Raw genomic sequence first — 19,462 nt, 5'->3', positions numbered from 1 at the left:
CGGAGCCGCGGCGCCGGGGCCGCGGCGCCGGGGCCGCGGCGCCGGGCCGGGGTGTCGCTTGCCGCCTCCGGCAGGGTGCCTCCCCCGGAGGGGGCCCTCAGCGCCCACCCGTGCCGCCCTGGGGGTGCCTCCCGGGCCCTTGAGGCACTGGGGAAGGCACGACTGCCCGCGGCCGGGTGGGAGGTGTGGCCGGCCGTGGTGGGGTGGGGTCAGGGGTGGAGGAGGGTGCGGGCGGTCAGGGCCAGGCCGACTTCGATCAGGTCGGTGGGGCGGGAGAGGGAGCGGCCGGTGAGCTGTTCGTAGCGGCGGAGGCGGTTGAGGACGGTGTTGCGGTGGCAGTACAGGCGCCGGGCGGCCCGTTGGGCCGAGCCGTCGCAGGCCAGCCAGGTGGCCAGGGTGTCCAGCAGGACCTCCGCGTCGGCGGGTTCGAGCCGGGCCAGCGGGCCGAGCAGCCGCTCGGCCAGCGCGGCGCCGAGTTCGGGACTCGACGCCACCAGCGCCGCCGGCAGGTGCTCGGTCAGATGGACCGTGCCGCCCTCCTCGGGGCACAGGCTCAACGCGGTGTCCGCCAGCCGCCGCGCCTCCCCCACGGCGGACAGTCCGTCGACCTCGCTGCTGACGCCCACCCGCGCACCGGCCGGCCGCTCCTTCGGCACGACGGACTCCGTACCGTCCTCGACCAGGACGATGCCGTGATCGGCGTCCACGCCCGTGTGCCAGTGCACGCGCACACCCGGGGCGAGGGCCGCCTGGGCACCGGGACAACCGGCGGGCCGGCCGCCGGCGACCGCGACGACCACGTACCGGCCGTGCTCGGGCAGGCCGAGGGCCCGCGCGGCCTCGGGCAGGTCGGCGATCCTGCTCGTGCCGTCCAGCAGGGCCGCGGCCAGCAGACGCACCCTGTTCTCCCTCCGCCACGCCAGCTGCCGCTCGGTCTGCCGGTAGGCGTCCGCGACGAGGGTGCAGTGCTCGTCGACGAAGTCCCACACGTCGGACGCCACGTGCACCAGCAGCCGTACGTCCTCGGGCGCCGTCCGGGACGTCTCGTCGACCAGGCCCTGCCACACCAGCGAGCCGCCCAGCCGGAAGGCGTGCAGCAGGGCGTCCAGCGGCAGCCCCTGCTCGGCGCGTGTGGCGCCGATCTTCCAGGAGCAGCGCCGCGCCGCGTCACGGGCGCCGCGCGGATCGAGCAGGGAGGAGATGCTGTGCCGCAGTGAGCGGTGCACCTCCTGCCAGGTCTCGGTGGCGTCGTCCTCCACCGCGGCCCGGTAGGCGGGCTCCCGCTCCTGCAGCGCGGCGACCAGCCCGTCGGTGAGCTGGGGCAGGTCGTCCAGCAGGACGCGGGCGGCCCGGTGCAGCACGCGCAGCGCGTCGGCGTCGATCAGCGACCGCACGCGCGGTGTCCGGGGCCGCGGAGCGGGCGCGGGTCCGGGGCGCGGCAGGGTACGTGGCCGTACGGCGTGTGGCATCGCGCATCTCCCCCAGGGTCGGCTTCCCGGCGGCGCCCGTGCGGCGGCGGTCCCCGTATCGGCGCCCGGCCGGTACGGGGGAGCCCGTGGGCCGGCCGCCGTCGGACTCGTCCTGCCCGAAGGATGACATACCGTCCGGTCGGTCCCTAGGGTTGTGCACCGGTCTTTTCCGGCTGTTCGACGAGGCGGACCAGCTCGACCCGGGACCGCACCCCCAGCGTGGCGAAGATGTTCCGCAGGTGGTAGTCGACGGTGCGGGTGCTGACGGACAGACTCAGGGCCACCTCCCGGTTGGTGGCGCCCTCGGCGACGCGCCGTGCGATGCGCAGCTGCTGCGGGGTCAGCCGGGACAGCTCCCCGGCCCCCGGCCGGCCGGGGGCCGCACCGCCCGCCCGCGACTCGGCGGCGGCCTGCTGCGCCCACAGGTGCGCGCCGCAGCGCTCGAAGCCCATCAGCGCCTCCCCGAGACGGTTCCGCGCCTCGCGCAGCCGGCGTCTGCGCCGCAGCCACTTGCCGTAGAGCAGTTCGGTGCGCGCCCGCTCGAAGTCCCCGGCCGTCTCCTCGTGGCGCTCCAGGGCACGCAGGTACAGCGGGCCGGCCGCGTCCGGGGCGGCCAGGAGGGCGCGGCAGCGCAGGAGTTGGGCGGGGGCCTGCGGGTCGGCTCCGCAGGCGGCCCACAGGGCGAAGTCCTCGACGACCGCGGCCGCGTCCTCGGGACGTCCGGCGAGCGCGGTGGCCTCCACGAAACAGGGGACGGCGAGCATCCACACCGCGAAGTGGCCGCGGCGCACGCCGGGGCGGACCAGGGGGCCCAGCCGGTCCGCGGCCTCGCGGGGGCGGCCGGCGCCGAGGTCGGAGCGGGCCGCGGCCCACTGGGCGAGCGTCGCGGCCTGCGCGAGTCCGTGCCGGCGGGCGGTGCGCAGGGCCGCGGCGACGTGCTCGGCGACGATCTCCCGCTCCCCCTCGATGGACGCGGCGAGCGCCAGCACCGCGTGGTGGTGGGCGGCCGTGTTCCGCTGTCCGGTCCGCGACGCGGTGCGCAGCCCTTCCTCGGCGTGGGTCCGGGCGAGCTGGTGGCGGCCGGCCCGCAGTTCGGCGTAGGCCAGGTATTCCAGCGCCCTCGGTTCGAGGGCGGCGCAGCCGAGGGTGCGGGCCGCGGCGAGTGCCCGCGCGCCGGCGCGGCGGGCCGCGGTCGGATCGCCGAGCATGAGCGCGGCGGAGGCGGACCGCAGGAGCGGCTCGGGCCCGTCGCCGGACAGCCCCCGCTCGACCACCCGCCGCAGCGGGCCGGCGGCACGGTCGAACCGCCCCAGCAGGACGGCCCGCATCCCGTCCCGATGGTCCCGGAGCAGCCCGGAAAGCGGGACGGCGCCCTCCGCGTCACCTCCGACGGCGGCTCCCCCACCGCCCGCGCCCGGGGTCCCCCCGCCGAGGACACCTCGGCCGGCCTCCGCCCCACCGGGGGTTCCGCCGACGACCACCCGCCCGGCACCGCCCACGACGGGGACCCCGGCGACCGGCGTGTGCGTCGCGGGGGTCGCGAGGACCTGGAGGCAGGAGGTGGGATCGCCTGCCGCCCAGGCGGCGTCCGCCGCTCCCAGGATCGCCGTGCCGGCGGCCTCGTGGTCGGCCCCGGCGAGCAGCCCCGCGGCCAGCAGGAAGGACTCGCGGGCGTCGTCCACCGGCCCGTCGGCGAGGAGCACCGCGCCCCGCAGGAGCTCCGCGCCGCCGCGTACGGAGGCGGGGGCCGGACGGCCCCGGGCGGCGTCGAGCAGGCGCAGGGCCTCGGGAGGGCGCCCGGCGAGCAGGGCCTGTTCCGCGGCGGCGGTGCGGCGGTGCGCCCGCTCCGCCTCGTCCGCCGTCAGTTCGGCGGCGCGGGTGAGCGCCCGGCAGCGCAGGCCCGGCGGCGCCAGGGCCGCCGCCGCCGCGAGCTCGGCGGCGAGGGCGGGGGCGGGGCCCGTGACGGTCCAGGAGCGGTGCAGCAGCGCGAGGACACCGTCCGCACCCGTGCCCGTCAGGCAGGCGGCCAGTGCGCGGTGCGCGGCACGGCGTCGTTCGGGCGGCGCACCCGCGTACACCGCCCTTCCCAGCAGCGCGCTGCGAAACCGCAGGCGGCCCTCCGCCAGGACCAGCGCCTCGGGCAGCGGACGCGGCGCGCCGGCCCCGGCCGCCCGCCGTACCAGGTCCGCGTCGGCGTCCGGCTCCCCCGTGGCGCGCACGGCGGCCGCCGCCGTCAGCAGCAGGCCGGCCCGGTCCGGCGGTACGTCGGTCAGGCACCCGCCGGCCACCTTGGCGAGGGCCTCCCCGTCGGCCAGCGGCCGGGGCAGCGCCCGGCGTCCGGCGAGCTGGGCGGGCGACAGCCGGTGGATCAGCGCGAGCAGCAGCGCGGGGTTGCCCTCGGCCGCCGTCACCAGTTCCTCGCGCACGCCGGGGTCGACGGCGCCGCCGGTCACGTCGTCGACCACACGGGCCGCGTCCCCGGGCGCCAGCGGCCCCAGCCGCAGCACGGGCAGTGCCGCCAGCTCACGGTCGACGGGCCGGTGCCCGGGGACCGTGAGGAGCAGCCCCGCCCGGACCCCCGTCGCACGCACCCGCGCGGCGGCGTGTCCCAGCGCGGCGCGCGACGCGGCGTCCCACAGGTGCGCGTCGTCCACGCACACCAGGAGCGGCGACGCGCCGGCCGCCGCGCGCAGGACGTCGAACAGCGTCTCCCCCGCCGTACCGTCCCCCGTGCCCCGCGCGGTGCGGCCGGCGGTGCGCAGCAGGGTGTGCAGGCCGCTCAGCGGCGGTGCGGCACGGCCGGGGTCGGCGCGTACGCGCCACACCGGTCCGGCGCGGAAGGAGCCGGCGGCGTACTCGAGGAACGCCGTACGGCCGCAGCCGGGTTCACCGGTCACGACGCGGACGTCGCCGCCGGTGCTCAGCCCGTCCAGCAGCCGGTGGACCGCCTGCCGCCGCGGGGTCGTCTGTCCGGTCATTCACTCGACCTTACTCACGCGTAAGGCGAGGTGGAGGGGGCGCGTCCACGCATGTGCCGGGGCACAGGCCGCCCGGCGTCCGGCGGTGCGCGCGCACAGACGCCGGTGGCGGCCCGCGTCGTGCGCGGACCGCCACCGGGTGGTCGTGCGGCGGGGCTCAGGAGGTGTGCGGGCAGTTGCCCCGGGACTCCTCGACGGTCAGGCTCGGCCGGGGCAGCGGGCACAGGAACTGCTCGTAGCGGGTGTCGTTGTCGATGAACCGCTTCAGCCAGGAGACGCTGTACTTCGCGATCGTCGTGTTCGACGAGTTGGGCGTGAAGTGGGTGGCGCCGTTCAGCTCGATGTAGGCCCGGTCCAGGGAGGACGGCAGGCCGGTGTAGAGGGGCTCGGCGTGGCTGGAGACGGGGGCGACGGTGTCGCCGTCGGCGCCGAAGAGGAGGGTGGGGGTCCGGACCTCGGGCCAGGTCTTGTCGAGGTTCCAGGGCGTCAGCGGGATCGCCGCCTGGAGCGAAGGACGGTCCTTGGCGGCTTCGAGGGTTCCGCCGCCGCCCATCGAGTGGCCCATGACGCCGAGCCGGCTGCTGTCGATCCGGCCGCGGACCGCGCTGCGCTGGGTCAGGTAGTCCAGTGCGGCGAGCAGCTGGTCACCGCGGGAGGCGGGCTGGTCGAGGGTGGTGTTGGTGTCGATGGTGAACACCACGAAGCCCTGGGAGGCCAGGCGCGGGCCCAGCCAGGCGATGGAGGACTGGTAGGCGGTGAAACCGGGCGAGATGGCGATCGCTCCGAAGGTGCCGTCGGCGGTGCTGGTCGGGTAGTAGATGGTGCCTCCGCCGAAGCCGGTGACGGCCAGCGAGGAGACGGAGAGGTCCGACACGGCGTACGGGCCGCGCAGCGCCTCGATGCTCGATTCGGTCGGCGCCGGGCCGCGCTCGTAGGGGTTGCCGGCCGCCTGGGCGCCGGGGCCGCCGAGGGTGGTGAGACCGACGACGGCGGCGACGGCCGCGGTCAGCGCGGCGAGCCTGCGGGTCCTGCGCCCGCTGGTGTGGGGGTGCTGCTGCACGACGAGTGGTCCTCTCTGTCGCGGCGGGCGGCCCGCCCGGCCGGGGCACGGGGGTCACTGCGTGGTGGGGGTCGTGCCCCGGCCGGGGGCGCCGCCGATTGACTGGGGGTGCCACTGTCGGAGAGGAGGGGGCCGGTACGGACCGGCAATCTCACCGGTCTCGTGCGCCGTGCCGGACGTTCCGGGGCCGGTTCGCGCCGCCTCGCGCCGGGTTCGGGCGCGCGGGGCGGCCGTGCCCGTTCGCACGGCGCGCCGGGGTGGAACGGGGGTGTCCGGGCGCGCGGTCACCGTCGGAGTCGGCACTGACGGTGGCCGCGGTGGACGGGGGGCCGTCCCCGCGGCGGTCGCGCGCGGCCCCTTGCGCCGCGTCGTGGGCGTGGGCCCGGCCGCCGGCCCGCTCGGCCGGGGCGGGACCGTCCGGCAGCCGTTCGTCCTCCGGGAGCCTCCGCGCGCCGCGGAGATCCTCCGCGTCCCGGCCGGAGCGCGCGAAGCCGGTGATCCCGCCGCGTCCGGTCCCCCGTCGTCCTTCCGGGATCCGGCCGGTACCGCCGGTACCGCCGGTATGCGTCCCGGGCCCGCACATCACCCGACCGGCTCACCGGACGAGCCGTCCGGCCCCGGGCCGTGCTGGTATGGAAGCGGCCTCCATGCCTACCCGGAGGGAGCTGGAAATGCACGAGATGTGGTGCGGTGCAGACACTTCGGGGGAGCTGGTGTGGCATGTCCTCACGTCGGACAAGTCATCCACGCTCTGCGGAGTGGAGAAGCAGGACGAGTCGACTCGTCGGCATGTGACGGATCGGCACTGCTTCTCCTGCATGAAGACGTTCCAGGACGTCGTCGAGGCGAGCTGAGGGGGCATCCCCCGGCCCGTTGGACCGGCCCGCCGGGCCGGTTCAGTGGCAGGGGTGGTCCGCGCCGGAGGTTGCCGGGCGGTGGGTCTCCAGCCGGCAGAAGCAGGACGACTCGACGGGCACGTCCGCCAGCGCGGCCGCCTGCTTGAGCTGCGGGGCGACGATCGCCGCCTCCCCGGTCCTCCCGGTGCGCAGCAGGCACTCGTGGAACCCGTGCAGCGCCCAGACGTTGCCCGGATGCTGCAGGGGCCGGGGCAGCGTGCCGTCGAGGCCGAGGTCGGCCCGGTACACGGCTTCGGCCTCTTCGACGCGGCCCTGTTCCAGCAGCAGCGCCCCGTAGGCGTGCCGGGTGGGCTGCATCCAGCCCCAGGGCTCGTCGTAGGGCAGGTTGTCGTCCAGTTCGATCGACCGCTCCAGAGCGGCGAAGGCGGTGTCGTACTCGCCCTTGCGGTAGGCGAGTTCGCCGTCCAGCATCGCCGACGCGATGGCGAGGACGTCGTGGCAGGTGTTGTTGAACAGCATCCGGGTCCCGGGGACGCGGCGCACGGCCGCGCGGAAGGCGTCCCGCTCGGCCCCGGCCCCGTCGGTGGCGCCGGTCGCGGAGAGGGCGACGCCCCGGGCGTAGTGGAGCATGGCGGTGGTCACGCAGTACAGCTCCGGGTCGGCGGGGAACGGCAGCGCCAGGATGTCGTCCCAGCGGCCGAAGCGGATCAGGACGTGGACGCGCATCGCCAGGAACCCCTCGAGCCAGTCGGCCATGGGCGGGCTCTGCACCCGGAGGAGGTCCTCGGGGACGGCGGCCTCGAGCCGCGCGGCGGCGTCCAGGGCGACCTCCGACTGGCCGGCGAACAGGGCGCCGTAGATCCTGAAGTGGTGGTTGTGGGCGCGGTAGAGCGTGTAGAAGTTCATGGCGCCGGCCCGCTCGAGGTACTTCTCGTCGGCGGCGACGGCGGCGGTGTTGTCGGAGACGACCCGGCGGTAGTCGCCGCACAGCACCTCCAGGTGCGAGGGCATGTGGTTCAGGTGCCCGGCGTCGGGCACGGCGCCGCGCAGCCGGTCGGCGACGGTGAGGGCGGCTTCCGGCGTGGGGGACATCTCCATCAGATGGATGTACAGGTGGAGGATGCCGGGGTGCCGGACGCCCGCGTCGGTGGCGAGCGCGCCGTCGAGGACGGCCTTGGCCTCCAGGGTGCGGGCGCCGTCGGCCGGACGGCCGGTCCGCAGGTCCCACAGCTGCCAGGGGGTGAGGTTCATCAGGGCGTCGGCGCAGAGCGTGGCCACGTCCGGGTCGCCGGGGGCGTCCTCGTACACGGCGAGCATCCGGTCCGCGTAGGGCTCGTTCCACACCGAGCAGTCCGGTACGGCCTCCGCCTGCGGGTAGCGGGCGCGCAGGGCCTCGATGAGGCCCCGCTCGACGGGGGTGGCGTGCGCGGCCTTCTCGTGCGCCCGCTCCACCGCCCGGTGGGTGCGTGCGACGGCGCCGACGAGCTCGTCGCCGTCGAAGGCCTCCCAGGGTTTGTTGTAGTTGGGGCCGAGGGCGTAGGCGATGCCCCAGTGGGCCATGGCGCAGTCCGGGTCGGCCTCGGCCGCCTTCTCGAAACAGGAGACCGCCTCCTCGTGGTTGAACGCGTACGTCCATATCAGCCCGCGGTCGAACCAGAGTTGGGCGTCGGCGGAGGAGGTCGTCACGGGCCTGCGGTGGTCGCCGAGGTCGTAGTAGTCGTCCATGCGTGCCTCCCGGGGCAGCGGATGGCCAGCCGGTGACGCCGGCGACGGACGTCCCTTGGGGACGAAACCGACGATAGCGGGACACAGCCGCTGCCGCAGGCGTCGTCGGGGATCCACCGCCCGGACCGGTCGCACGCCGACGAGGAGCCGCGGCGACAGCACCTCGCTCATCGCGTTGGTCCGGCGCGTCCGGCGGAGGGCCCGCGGACGACGGGAGGAGGCCGGCTCCGGCGGATCCCGGTCCGGGCCGCCCGGGCGGGCATCTCCCGGCGGAGCGAGTGGTGTGCGGCGGCCGGATGCGGGGCGCGCAGATCGTGACCGCCGTCATCACCGCCGGCCCCGCCGGCGCCTCGGAAGGGGGCGCCCGGCACCGGCAGAGGCCCCGGCCGGCGCCACCCGCACGATCGCCCGTCACGACGCGGCGGGCGTCGCGGTCGGACGACGCCGCCCAGGGGCGTCCCCGCCTACTGCGGACGGCGCCGCCCCGTGCGCACCGGAGCGACGCGCACGGGCGCCGGACCACCCGGGTGCGAGGAACCCCGCCCCCGCCTTCCCGGACCACGGACCCGGTCCGCGCCGCCGGCCGCGGAGCGGACACGGGCGGCCAGGACACCCCGCACCGTCCGGGATGTCCGCAGCGGACCGGCACGGATCCACGGCCCACTGCCGCTCACCGGCCGGGGACGGTCCGCGATCCGGTCCGTCGAGCCGTCCGAGGTCCGCCCCGCGGGGAAACGGCGTCGCCCCGCGAGCACCCCCTCCCAGGAGCGCAAGCGCTCACCCCGTGCGGCGCTCCCGGCCATCGCGGACGACCGGCGCGCCGTTCCCTCCGGGTGACCTTCACCAACGGACTGGCACGGTCCCTCTACGGCTCCCTAGGATGTACTCCCTGTCCAGCCAGTCCAGTTGGCGCCGCCCGCAGGGGGAACGATGCACACCGGTAAGCAGCTGTCCACCGAGATCGACGCGACCGTGCCGACGGCAGCGCGCATGTACGACTACTACTTGGGCGGCAAGGACAACTACGCGGCGGACCGCGCCGCGACCGAGGAACTCGACAAGGTGGTGCCCAGCACCCGCCGCCTGGCGCTGAACAACCGGCGCTTCCTCCAGCGAGTGGTCCGCACCCTCACGCAGGAGTACGGGATACGGCAGTACGTCGACCACGGTTCCGGCCTGCCCACCCAGGACAACGTCCACCAGGTCGCCCAGCGCGTCGACCCGACCACCCACGTGGTCTACGCCGACAACGACCCGATGGTGCTGGTGCACGGCCGCGCCCTGCTGGAGCAGGACGAGCGCACCGTGGTCATCCAGGCCGACATGCGGGACACCGACGGGATATTCGGCCACCCGGAGACCCGGCGGCTGATCGACTTCTCGGAGCCGGTGTGCGTGCTGTTCAACTCGGTCTTCCACTGCATCCCGGACGACGACACCGACGGCCCGCTCGCCCTGGTCCGCCGGGTGCGCGAACGGCTGGCGCCCGGCAGCTTCATGGTGATGTGCCAGCTCGTCAGCGACGACGCCGAGGTCCGCGCGTTCGTCACCGACTTCATGGACCGGGCGACCCACGGGAACTGGGGCCGGGTGCGCGAGCCGAAGGACGTCGAGTCGTACTTCGAGGGTCTGGAGATCCTGGAGCCGGGCCTGGTGGAGGTGTCCACCTGGCGCCCGGACACCGAGGTGGCGCCCCGCCAGCTCACCGACGAGTGGATCGAGTTCGGTGGTGTGGGCCGGATCCCGCTGTAGCCCCTGACGCCGCGACGCCCCCGCCGGACCTCTCGGGTCCTACGGGGCGTCGGCGTGTTCGCGCCTTCCACTACGCCGTGGCGTAGCGCTCCTCGATCGTCCTGCGGAGCAGCTCCACCGAGTCGCGCGGCTTGAGCGCCTCGTCGGCGAGGCGGTCCAGCGCGATCCGGTACTCCTCCGTCTCGTCGCGGTCCTCGAGGAAGTTGGCGCTCTTGATGTGCTCCAGATAAACCACGTCGGGCAGGTCGAGTCCGCCGAAGCGCAGATAGGTCACGGGGATGGCGGGAGCCGACGCGTTCGTCACGTCCAGCGGCACGATCTGCACCGTCACGTTGGTCCGCTCGGCCATCGTCACCAGGTGCTCGAGCTGCTCGCGCATCACCGCGGGGCTGCCCAGGACGCGCAGCAGGACCGACTCGTCGATGACGGCCCAGAGCTGCGGCGCGGCCTCGCGCAGCAGCAGTTCGGCGCGGCGCATGCGCAGTTCGACCCGGCGCTGCACCTCGCCGGCCGGGACGTTCGGCAGTCCCCGCTCGACCACCGCGCGGGTGTAGGCGGCGGTCTGCAGCAGTCCGGGGACGTACTGGATCTCGAAGGTGCGGATGGTGGCGGCGGCCTCCTGGAGCCCGACCAGACGGTCGAACCACTCGGGCATCAGCCGCTTGTCGTACCGCTGCCACCAGCCGGGCTCCCCGGCCCGCCGGAGCAGCTTGAGCAGTACCGAGGCCTCGTACGCGTCGGTGCCGTACAGCTTCAGCAGGGCCCGGACATCGCCCTCGGTCGGCGGGCGGCGGCTCTTGCCCGACTCGATGCGGGACAGCTTCGCCGGGCTGAAGCCGACGGAGCGCGCCGCCTGGTCCTGGGACAGCCCGGCATCGTCGCGGAAACCCGCCAGCTGCACGCCGACCAGCATCTTCAGCAGGGTCGGAGCGGGCTCGGGCCTGTCCAGATAGGGTTCCAGACGGGAGATTCGATGCGACGCGGCGGACATCCTGGCTCCCAGCAGACCGACACAAGGGCGGTTAACACTATCGCACCTGACCGCCCCTCACCGTATCCGCGCGCGAAAGCACCGAGGAAGTGGCGCGTCGAGCTCCGCTTCACCGGCGCCGGCCCGGACGGCCGGCGCCGGTTCGGCGCGGACGTTTCAGAGCAGGTGGTCGAACTCTCCGTCCTTCGCGCCGGCCAGGAACGCCGCCAGCTCCGCGGCCGTGTAGACGAGGGCGGGACCGTCGGGGTCACGGGAGTTGCGCATCGCGATCCCCCCGTCGGTCAGCGGGGCCAGCTCGACGCAGTTGCCCTCGGCGTTGCTGTGCCGGCTCTTGATCCAGCGGGCGTCCAACTGACTGGCCCGCACTCCGTTGCGCACTCCTGGCACCGCTGTCTCCTCGCTGTTCCCGTGTCTCCCGGTGCGCGCGGCCCGGGCGTCCGGCCGCGTGCACCGGAAAAATCTCGCGCAATTTCTCGTGCAATTGCACGCGAGCACCGTCAGCGTGGATAATAGCTGCGGCGTCAACCCCCTTGCTGGCGCCCTGTCCTGACGTCGCATCAGGGAGATGCCGTGTCATCACCTGCGCATCCGTTATTCCGGCCACCGGCCGCCGCCCTACGGACGAGCGGCGCGGCGACGGCGGATCCGCGCCTGCGGCTCCCGGGGCCGGGGACGGCCCGCCCCGCCTCCACCCCGGTCACGCCGCGCCTCCCGCGGGCGCGGTCCTCCACCCGGGGCACCCCGCGCGACCGGCCGCTCGGCCACGACCGCGACGACACCGCCCTCGTGATCACCGAGCTCGCCGCCGACGCCATGACGCGCGCGGCACCGCGGTGCACGGGTGCGCCGGACGTCCGGCCCGGGTTCCGCCCGGCGCCCGGGCACCCGCCGCCCACCGTCGCCGACCCCGACGACCACCCGCCCGTCCGCGGCGCCGGCTCCGGTCCAAAGGCGCACGGCCGAGGGCCGCGCATCGTCGACGTCCCGCCCGAGGAGGCGGGACCGGTCCGCCGCCCCTCCGGCGGGCAGGACGGTGCGGGCCCGGTCGCCGACCCGTCCCCCCACCCGACACGACTGCCGCGGAAAGGCACCCACGCCATGCGCAGCGCTTCCACGGAACGGCCGAGCAGCGAGCGCCCCGTGCGCCACACGCCCCCCACCGGAGTGGCACGGACCACGCCCCTCACGGCGCTGTCCCGCGTGCCGTGGGCCGACATGCAGGACTCCACCGGCTCGGCGGCGGCCATCCCCCTGTTGCTGAACGGCATCGCCTGGGGGGACGCCGGCACCGCCCGCGCCGCCCTGGCGGATCTGCGGAAACGGATCTGCCAGTACGGCTTCGTCACGGAACAGGCGACCGCCGCCACGGTCCCCTTCCTCTGGGAGCTGGCCCAGCTGCCGCACGTCGCCTGCCGGGCCGGGATCATCCAGCTGCTCAAGGCCATCGCCGACGCCCGGCAGTGGGAGAGCACCGCCGCCGCGTATCCCAAGCTGCTCAACCGCCGGGAGAACCCGGTGGTGTGGGAGCGGGCCGCCCGGCAGGCGGTGCGCGCCCGGCGCGGCGACCTGAACCGGCTGCTGGCCGAGCCGGACACCGAGATCGCCCGCGCCACCACGGAACTGGCCCGCGCCCTGGCCGACTGAGGCCGCGGAGCACAGTGTGCCGGGGTGGCCCGGTCGAGGAACGCGCGCGGCCTTCGGGGGACGGTCGCGCGCCGGGGGGAGGGTCGCGCGCGGTCAACGGGGGACGGCCGCGCGCGACCCGGGGAACCGGCGCCACGGCGGTGGCGACCCGCCGGCCGGGCGGACGCCGTCCCTCGCCTCGCGTGGCACGGCGGTGTAGACATGGCACATGGTCCGACTCATGGGTCGCTCCCGGCCCCGGTCGTCCCTGCGGCCCGGTGCCGCGGCGTCCGTACGGCGTCGGCGGGACGCGGACGGCCGCTCCCGGTGGCGCCCGGCGGCGGGACTGCGGTCGGTGCTGAGCGGGCGCAGCGTCGCCGGACAGGTGTTCGCGCTGCATCTGGTGATCGTGCTGCTGCTGGTCGTGGCGGCCGTCGTGGCGCTGGTGCTGCAGGTGCAGCGGGACAGCACGCAGGAGGCCCGCAACCGCTCGCTCGCCGTCGCGGAGACCTTCGCGAACGCGCCGGGCATCGTCGAGGCGCTGGAGTCCCCCGACCCCACGGCCGTGCTCCAGCCGCGTGCCGAGGCGGCGCGCGAGCGGGCGCGGGTCGACTTCGTCGTCGTCATGAACACCGACGGCATCCGCTACACCCATCCCCGGCCGGACCGCATCGGCAAGCGGTTCGTCGGCACCATCGGGCCCGCGCTGGCCGGCGAGCCGGTGGTGGAGGAGGTCGAGGGCACCATCGGGCGACTGGTGCAGGCGGTGGTGCCGGTGAAGGACGCCGACGGCAAGGTGGTGGGCCTGGTGTCGGCCGGCATCACGACCGAGCGCGTCGGCGGGGCGGCGAAGGACCAGCTGCCCCTCGTCCTGAGCGCGGCGCTCGCCGCGCTCGCCCTGGCGACCGGCGGCGCGGCCCTGGTGAGCAGACGGCTGCTGCGCCAGACCCACGGCCTGGGCCCGCGCGAGATGACCCGGATGTACGAACACCACGACGCGGTGCTGCACGCGGTGCGCGAAGGGGTGGTCATCGTCGACGGGGACGGGACGCTCATGCTCGCCAACGACGAGGCGCGCCGGCTGCTCGGCCTGCCCGGGGACGCCGAGGGCCGGTCCGTGCCGGCCCTCGGCCTGGACCCCGGCACCGCCGAGCTGCTGTGCTCGGGCCGCACCGCCACGGACGAGGTGCACCTGGTGGGCGACCGGCTGCTGGCGGTCAACCAGCGGCCCACCGACCGGGCGGGCGGCCCGCCCGGCAGCGTGGCCACGATCCGCGACTCCACCGAGCTGCGCGCCCTGTCCGGCCGGGCGGAGGAGTCACGTGAGCGGCTCAACATGCTGTACGACGCGGGGGTGGGCATCGGGACGAGCCTGGACGTCACCCGCACGGCCGAGGAACTCGCCGAGCTTGCCGTGCCGCGGTTCGCCGACTTCGTCACGGTGGACCTGTTCGCGTCGGTGCTGGCCGGCGGCCACCCCGACGCGGCCGGCGTACTGCGCCGCGCGGCGTCGGCGGGGGTCGACGCGGACGCCCCGCTCTACCCCGAGGACGAGCGGATCCGCTTCGTCGCGTCGTCCCCGCAGGGCGTCAGCCTCGCCACCGGACGGCCGGTCCTGGAGCCCCGGCTCGGCGAGGCGCCGGGCTGGCACGCCCAGGACGTGGAGCGCTCCGGGCGGATCATGGAGTACGGCATCCATTCGCTGATCACCGTGCCGCTGCGGGCCGGGGTGCTGGTGCTCGGGGTGGTCAGCTTCTGGCGTTCGCGGAAGGCGGAGCCGTTCGACGCCGAGGATCTGGCGCTCGCGGAGGAGCTGGTCGCCCGGGCCGCGGTCTCCATCGACAACGCCCGCCGTTACACGCGCGAGCACAGCATGGCGGTGACGCTCCAGCGGAGCCTGCTGCCGCGGACCCTGCCCGAACAGAGCGCCCTGGAGATCGCCTACCGCTACCTTCCCGCGCAGGCGGGGGTGGGCGGGGACTGGTTCGACGTGCTGCCGCTGTCCGGGGCCCGGGTCGCGCTCGTGGTCGGCGACGTCGTCGGCCACGGCCTGCACGCGGCGGCCACGATGGGGCGGCTGCGCACGGCGGTGCACAACTTCTCCGCGCTGGACCTTCCGCCCGACGAGCTCCTGACCCTGCTCGACGAGCTGGTCGGGCGCATCGACCAGGACGAGGCGCAGGACGAGCAGAGCGCACCGGTGACGGGGGCGACCTGTCTGTACGCGGTCTACGACCCGGTCTCCCGGCACTGCACCGTGGCCCGCGCGGGCCATCCGCCGCCGGCCGTGGTCCGCCCGGACGGCGGGGCGGAGTTCTGGGACGTGCCCGCCGGCCCTCCGCTGGGGCTCGGCGGTCTGCCGTTCGAGTCGGCCGATCGGGAACTGCCGGAGGGCAGCCGGCTCGTCCTCTACACCGACGGGCTGGTCGAGGACCGGGGGCACGACATCGACGTCGGCCTGGAACGGCTGCGCGAGGCGCTGTCTTGGGCCGGCGACTCCCCCGAGGACACGTGCAGGGCCGTACTGGAGTCCCGGCGCCCGGTACGGGCCGGTGACGACATCGCGCTGCTCGTGGCGCGGACACGGGCGCTGGCCGCCGGCCGGATCGCCCAGTGGCCGGTGCCGCCGGACCCGGCGGCCGTCGGCGAGGTGCGGGCGGCGGTCACCCGGAAGCTGGCCGAGTGGGGGCTGGAGGAGCTGACGTTCGGTACGGAGCTGATCCTGAGCGAGCTGGTCACCAACGCGCTCCGCTACGGCGGCGGCCCCATCCAGGTGCGGATGCTGTACGACCGCAACCTGATCTGCGAGGTGTACGACGGCAGCAGCACCTCGCCCCATCTGCGGTACGCCACCATGACGGACGAGGGCGGCCGCGGCCTGTTCCTGGTCGCCCAGCTCGCCGAGCGCTGGGGCACCCGCTATCTGCCCGCCGGCAAGGTCATCTGGGCGGAACAGCCCGTTCCGTGAGGCATAAGCCCACGTGGGGAGAGCTCATAAGAGAAACTTATGAGTCCATAGACCGGACCCGCGTACCAGGTAAGGCATGCCTCAGTTTAGGCTTCCCATCGAGCCGCCTGTCCTCACTCGAAGGGAACCTGACCATGCCCCGCCCCCTGCGGGTAGCCATCGTCGGATCCGGCCCCGCCGGGATCTACGCCGCCGACGCCCTGCTCAAGTCCGACGTGGCCGCCGAACCGGGCGTGTCCATCGACATCTTCGAGCGCATGCCGGCACCGTTCGGACTGATCCGTTACGGCGTCGCCCCCGACCACCCGCGGATCAAGGGCATCATCACCGCCCTGCACCAGGTGCTCGACAAGCCGCAGGTCCGGTTGTTCGGCAACGTGGACTACGGCACCGACGTCCACCTCGACGACCTGCGCGCGTTCTACGACGGCGTGATCTTCGCCACCGGCGCCACGGCCGACCGCGCGCTGGACGTGCCCGGCATCGACCTCGACGGCTCCTACGGCGCCGCGGACTTCGTCTCCTGGTACGACGGCCACCCGGACGTGCCGCGCACCTGGCCCCTGGAGGCCGAGAAGGTCGCCGTGCTCGGCGTCGGCAACGTCGCCCTCGACGTGGCCCGCATCCTGGCCAAGACGGCCGACGAGCTGCTGCCCACCGAGATCCCGCCGAACGTCTACGAAGGCCTGAAGGCCAACAGGGCGATGGAGATCCACGTCTTCGGCCGCCGCGGCCCGGCGCAGGCGAAGTTCAGCCCGATGGAGCTGAGGGAGCTGGACCACTCCCCCACCATCGAGGTGATCGTCGACCCCGAGGACATCGACTACGACGAGGGCTCGATCGCCACCCGGCGCGGCAACAAGCAGGCCGACATGGTCGCCAAGACCCTGGAGAACTGGGCGATCCGCGATGTCGGCGACCGTCCGCACAAGCTGTTCCTGCACTTCTTCGAGTCCCCCACCGAGATCCTCGGTGAGGACGGCAAGGTCGTCGGCCTGCGCACCGAGCGCACCGCGCTCGACGGCACCGGCAACGTGAAGGGGACCGGCGAGTTCAAGGACTGGGACGTCACCGCGGTCTACCGGGCCGTGGGCTACCTCTCCGACAAGCTCCCCAAGCTGCCCTGGGACATCGGCTCCGGCACCGTCCCGGACGAGGGCGGGCGCGTCGTCCAGGAGACCGGCGAGCACCTGGACTCCACGTACGTCACCGGCTGGATCCGGCGCGGTCCGGTGGGCCTGATCGGCCACACCAAGGGCGACGCCAACGAGACGGTGGGGAACCTGCTGAAGGACTACGCGGACGGCCGGCTCCAGGAGCCCGCGTCGCCTGCCCCGGAGGCCGTGGACGCGTTCCTCGCCGAGCGCGGCGTCCGCTTCACCACCTGGGACGGCTGGTACCGCCTGGACGCCGCGGAGAAGGCGCTGGGCGAGCCGCAGGGCCGCGAACGCGTGAAGCTCGTGGAGCGCGAGGACATGCTGCGGGAGAGCGGCGCCTGACCCCCTGCCCCGCGAGGGCTCACCGCCGGGCGCCCGCCCGGTCCGTCCCCCGGACCGGGCGGGCGCCCGCGTGCGTCAGTCCGGGAGGGCCAGGCGGTCCGTCTCGCCGGGCTGGAGGCGGACCGTGCGGTCCGGGAGGTGGACCTCGATCGCGGAGCGGCCTGAGGAGGGCACGGTGATCTCCAGCAGGCCGTGTTCCAGCCGCAGCCGGACGCCCCAGTGGCCGTGGTAGCGCAGGGTGAAGCCGTAGGAGGAGAGTTCGGGCAGGGGCACCGGGTCGAGCCACAGGGCTCCGCCGCGGGTCTCGAGACCGGTCAGTCCGCGCTGGACGAGGTCGAGGGTGCCGGCCATGGCGCCGAGGTGGATGCCCTCCCCGGTGGTGCCGCCCTGGATGTCGGCGATGTCCGCCCGCAGGGCCTCCTGACAGAACTGCCAGGCGTCGGCGCGCCGGGCCCGGGCCAGCACCCAGCCGTGGACCAGGCCACTGAGGGTGGAGCCGTGGCTGGTGCGGTGGAGGTAGTGGTCGACCGTGCGCCGCCAGGTCCGTTCGTCCAGGTTCATCCCCAGCCTGCGGAAGATCCCCCGGAGTTCGGCGGGCGAGAAGAGGTAGCCCAGCATCAGGACGTCCGCCTGCTTGGAGGCCTGGTACCGGTTGACGGAGTCGCCCTCGGCCTCCAGCAGCCGGTCCAGGCGCCGGATGTCGCCGTACCGGTGCCGGTAGCCCCGCCAGTCGAGTTCGGCGAGTTCGCCGTAGCCCTCGAACTGACTGATGACGCCGTGGTGGAGGGGGACGTGGAGGGTGCGGGAGACCTCCTCCCACTTCTCCAGCTCCCTCGCGTCCAGACCGGTCCGCTCGGCGAGTTCACGACGGCGCGGCTCGGGCAGACCGCGCAGCACGTCCAGGGTGCGGGCGAGCACCCAGGCGGCCGTGACATTGGTGTACGCGTTGTCGTCGAGGCCCGGTTCGGTGGCGTCCGGGTAGGCGTCGTGGTACTCGTCGGGGCCGACCACGCCCTTGATGCGGTAGCGGCCCAGACGGTCGTCGAAGGTGGCGGAGTCCGCCCAAAAGCGGGAGACGTTCAGCAGCATCTCGGCGCCCTTGGTGTGCAGGAACTCCTGGTCGCCGCTGGCCTCGCAGTACTGCCAGACGTTGTACGCGATCGCCGATCCGACGTGGTGCTGGAGGTCGGAGTGGTCGGGCAGCCAGCGGCCGGAGCGGGGGTTGAGGTGCAGTTGCTGGGCCTCCTCCCGGCCGTCGCTGCCGCTCTGCCAGGGGTACATCGCGCCGCGGCGCCCGGCGTCCCGGGCGGCGGTGCGGGCGCGCTCCAGACGCCGGTGACGGTGGTGCAGCAGCGCGCGGGAGACCTCGGGGAAGTGCAGGTTGAGGTACGGCAGGACGAACAGCTCGTCCCAGAAGACGTGCCCCCGGTACGCCTCGCCGTGCAGTCCCCGGGCCGGGACCCCCACGTCCAGGTCCGCGGTGTGCGGGGAGAGGGTCTGCAGGACGTGGAAGAGGTGCAGCCGCAGGATGCGGCCCGCCTCGCCGGGCACGTCCAGCTCGGCCCGGCGCCACAACTGGTCCCAGGCCGTCAGGTGCGGCGGGAGCAGCTCGTCGAAGCCGCCCGCCCGGACCACCCGGTCGACGGCGGCGTGCAGCGGGTCGCTGATCGCGGGATCGCGGGAGGTGTGCAGGGCGACGATCTTGTCGACGGTGACGGTGTCCCCGGCGGCCAGGTCCAGACGGGTGCTCTGCAGGGCGCGCGGGCGGTCGTGCCGGTTCGTGACGGGAGCGGGCGCCGTCAGCCGGGCGGCGAGCGCGACCCGGACGTCCGAGGTGCGGGTGCGGCAGCGCAGCCACACGGTGTCCGCGGCGGTCGTGCCGGTGAGCACATGGGTCAGGTGACGGCCGTCCAGATCCCGGTAGCGCGGCACCCCGGTGTTGGTGACGTCGCCGTCGAGCGCCGCCTCGGTCTCCAGGGCGCCGGAGAAGCCCTCGGCGGTGAAATCGGTGCGCAGGCCCGCCAGATGGGGGTCGGCCATGTGCACGAAGCGGTGCTGGCGCACCAGGAGGGCCCGTCCGGGGCCGAGGCCGTACCGCGTCCTGCGCTCCAGGAGCCCCGAGGACAGGTGCAGGGTCTCACCGTGGTCGAGCACGTGGGCGGTGTCGGGGGTGAGCCAGGGCCCGCCGGGGAGCCTGAAGCGCAGCGGCAGCCAGTTGGGCAGGTTGACCATGTCCTCGTTCTCGACGTGTCGTCCGGCGACCTCGGAGACGAGCCGGTTGTAGACGCCGGCCGCGTACGTGCCCGGGTAGTGCACCTCGTCCGCGGAGCACTCCGGCAGCGCGCCCCGGGTGGCGAAGTACCCGTTGCCGAGGGCGCACAGCGACTCCCGCAGGCGCGCGTCGGCGGCGTCGTACCCCTCGTACTCCCAGGTCCAGCCCGTCACTGCGACGCTCCTCCCGCCGACGGCTGCCGCGCGGCTGCGCGCCGCGGCGGTCCGTCCCGGAGCGGTCACCGACGGTGAGGCCTCCGTCGGCCCCG

Annotated in this window: 12 protein-coding genes; 5 read left to right on the top strand and 7 right to left on the bottom strand. The window is 74.8% G+C overall.

What is annotated here, in order from left to right:
• Positions 1-209: 209 nt before the first annotated feature.
• From ADK41_RS11665 to ADK41_RS11655, 3 genes are all read right to left on the bottom strand, one after another.
• Complete coding sequence (locus ADK41_RS11665) at positions 210-1,469, bottom strand: helix-turn-helix domain-containing protein (protein ID WP_030821194.1); 1,260 nt, start codon at positions 1,467-1,469, stop codon at positions 210-212.
• Between the two features lie 146 nt (positions 1,470-1,615).
• Positions 1,616-4,447: a helix-turn-helix domain-containing protein gene (locus ADK41_RS11660; RefSeq protein ID WP_030821196.1), complete on the bottom strand. Its 2,832-nt coding sequence runs from the start codon at positions 4,445-4,447 to the stop codon at positions 1,616-1,618.
• A gap of 157 nt (positions 4,448-4,604) precedes the next feature.
• Entirely contained in the window at positions 4,605-5,507 is a 903-nt protein-coding gene (locus ADK41_RS11655) for a bis(hydroxyethyl) terephthalate hydrolase (protein ID WP_030821198.1), read from the bottom strand.
• Positions 5,508-6,154: 647 nt separating this feature from the next.
• On the opposite strand from ADK41_RS11655, the gene ADK41_RS11645 reads away from it, so the two are divergent.
• Positions 6,155-6,361: a hypothetical protein gene (locus ADK41_RS11645; protein ID WP_030821202.1), complete on the top strand. Its 207-nt coding sequence runs from the start codon at positions 6,155-6,157 to the stop codon at positions 6,359-6,361.
• 42 nt (positions 6,362-6,403) lie between these two features.
• Here ADK41_RS11645 and ADK41_RS11640 read toward each other — a convergent pair whose 3' ends face one another.
• Positions 6,404-8,089, bottom strand: coding sequence for a tetratricopeptide repeat protein (locus ADK41_RS11640; RefSeq protein ID WP_030821204.1), 1,686 nt, complete (start codon positions 8,087-8,089; stop codon positions 6,404-6,406).
• Positions 8,090-9,019: 930 nt separating this feature from the next.
• On the opposite strand from ADK41_RS11640, the gene ADK41_RS11635 reads away from it, so the two are divergent.
• Complete coding sequence (locus ADK41_RS11635; RefSeq protein ID WP_030821206.1) at positions 9,020-9,841, top strand: SAM-dependent methyltransferase; 822 nt, start codon at positions 9,020-9,022, stop codon at positions 9,839-9,841.
• A gap of 70 nt (positions 9,842-9,911) precedes the next feature.
• On the opposite strand, the gene ADK41_RS11630 is transcribed toward ADK41_RS11635, so the two are convergent.
• Complete coding sequence (locus ADK41_RS11630) at positions 9,912-10,832, bottom strand: helix-turn-helix domain-containing protein (protein ID WP_030821208.1); 921 nt, start codon at positions 10,830-10,832, stop codon at positions 9,912-9,914.
• A 156-nt stretch (positions 10,833-10,988) separates the two neighbouring features.
• The gene (locus tag ADK41_RS11625) at positions 10,989-11,219 is read right to left on the bottom strand and encodes a DUF397 domain-containing protein (RefSeq protein ID WP_030821210.1); all 231 of its coding nucleotides are present in this window, start codon (positions 11,217-11,219) and stop codon (positions 10,989-10,991) included.
• A 711-nt stretch (positions 11,220-11,930) separates the two neighbouring features.
• On the opposite strand from ADK41_RS11625, the gene ADK41_RS11620 reads away from it, so the two are divergent.
• From ADK41_RS11620 to ADK41_RS11610, 3 genes are all read left to right on the top strand, one after another.
• Entirely contained in the window at positions 11,931-12,476 is a 546-nt protein-coding gene (locus ADK41_RS11620; RefSeq protein ID WP_030821213.1) for a hypothetical protein, read from the top strand.
• Positions 12,477-12,684: 208 nt separating this feature from the next.
• Complete coding sequence (locus ADK41_RS11615; RefSeq protein WP_199821762.1) at positions 12,685-15,423, top strand: SpoIIE family protein phosphatase/ATP-binding protein; 2,739 nt, start codon at positions 12,685-12,687, stop codon at positions 15,421-15,423.
• A 134-nt stretch (positions 15,424-15,557) separates the two neighbouring features.
• Positions 15,558-16,922: an FAD-dependent oxidoreductase gene (locus ADK41_RS11610; protein WP_030821218.1), complete on the top strand. Its 1,365-nt coding sequence runs from the start codon at positions 15,558-15,560 to the stop codon at positions 16,920-16,922.
• A 75-nt stretch (positions 16,923-16,997) separates the two neighbouring features.
• On the opposite strand, the gene ADK41_RS11605 is transcribed toward ADK41_RS11610, so the two are convergent.
• Positions 16,998-19,367, bottom strand: a complete 2,370-nt coding sequence (locus ADK41_RS11605; protein ID WP_030821221.1) for a glycoside hydrolase family 65 protein — start codon at positions 19,365-19,367, stop codon at positions 16,998-17,000.
• Positions 19,368-19,462 lie beyond the last annotated feature (95 nt).

The sequence above is a fragment of the Streptomyces caelestis genome (assembly GCF_001279005.1).
Lineage (GTDB): Bacteria > Actinomycetota > Actinomycetes > Streptomycetales > Streptomycetaceae > Streptomyces > Streptomyces heliomycini.
This window is presented reverse-complemented; position numbering and strand designations above follow the sequence as displayed.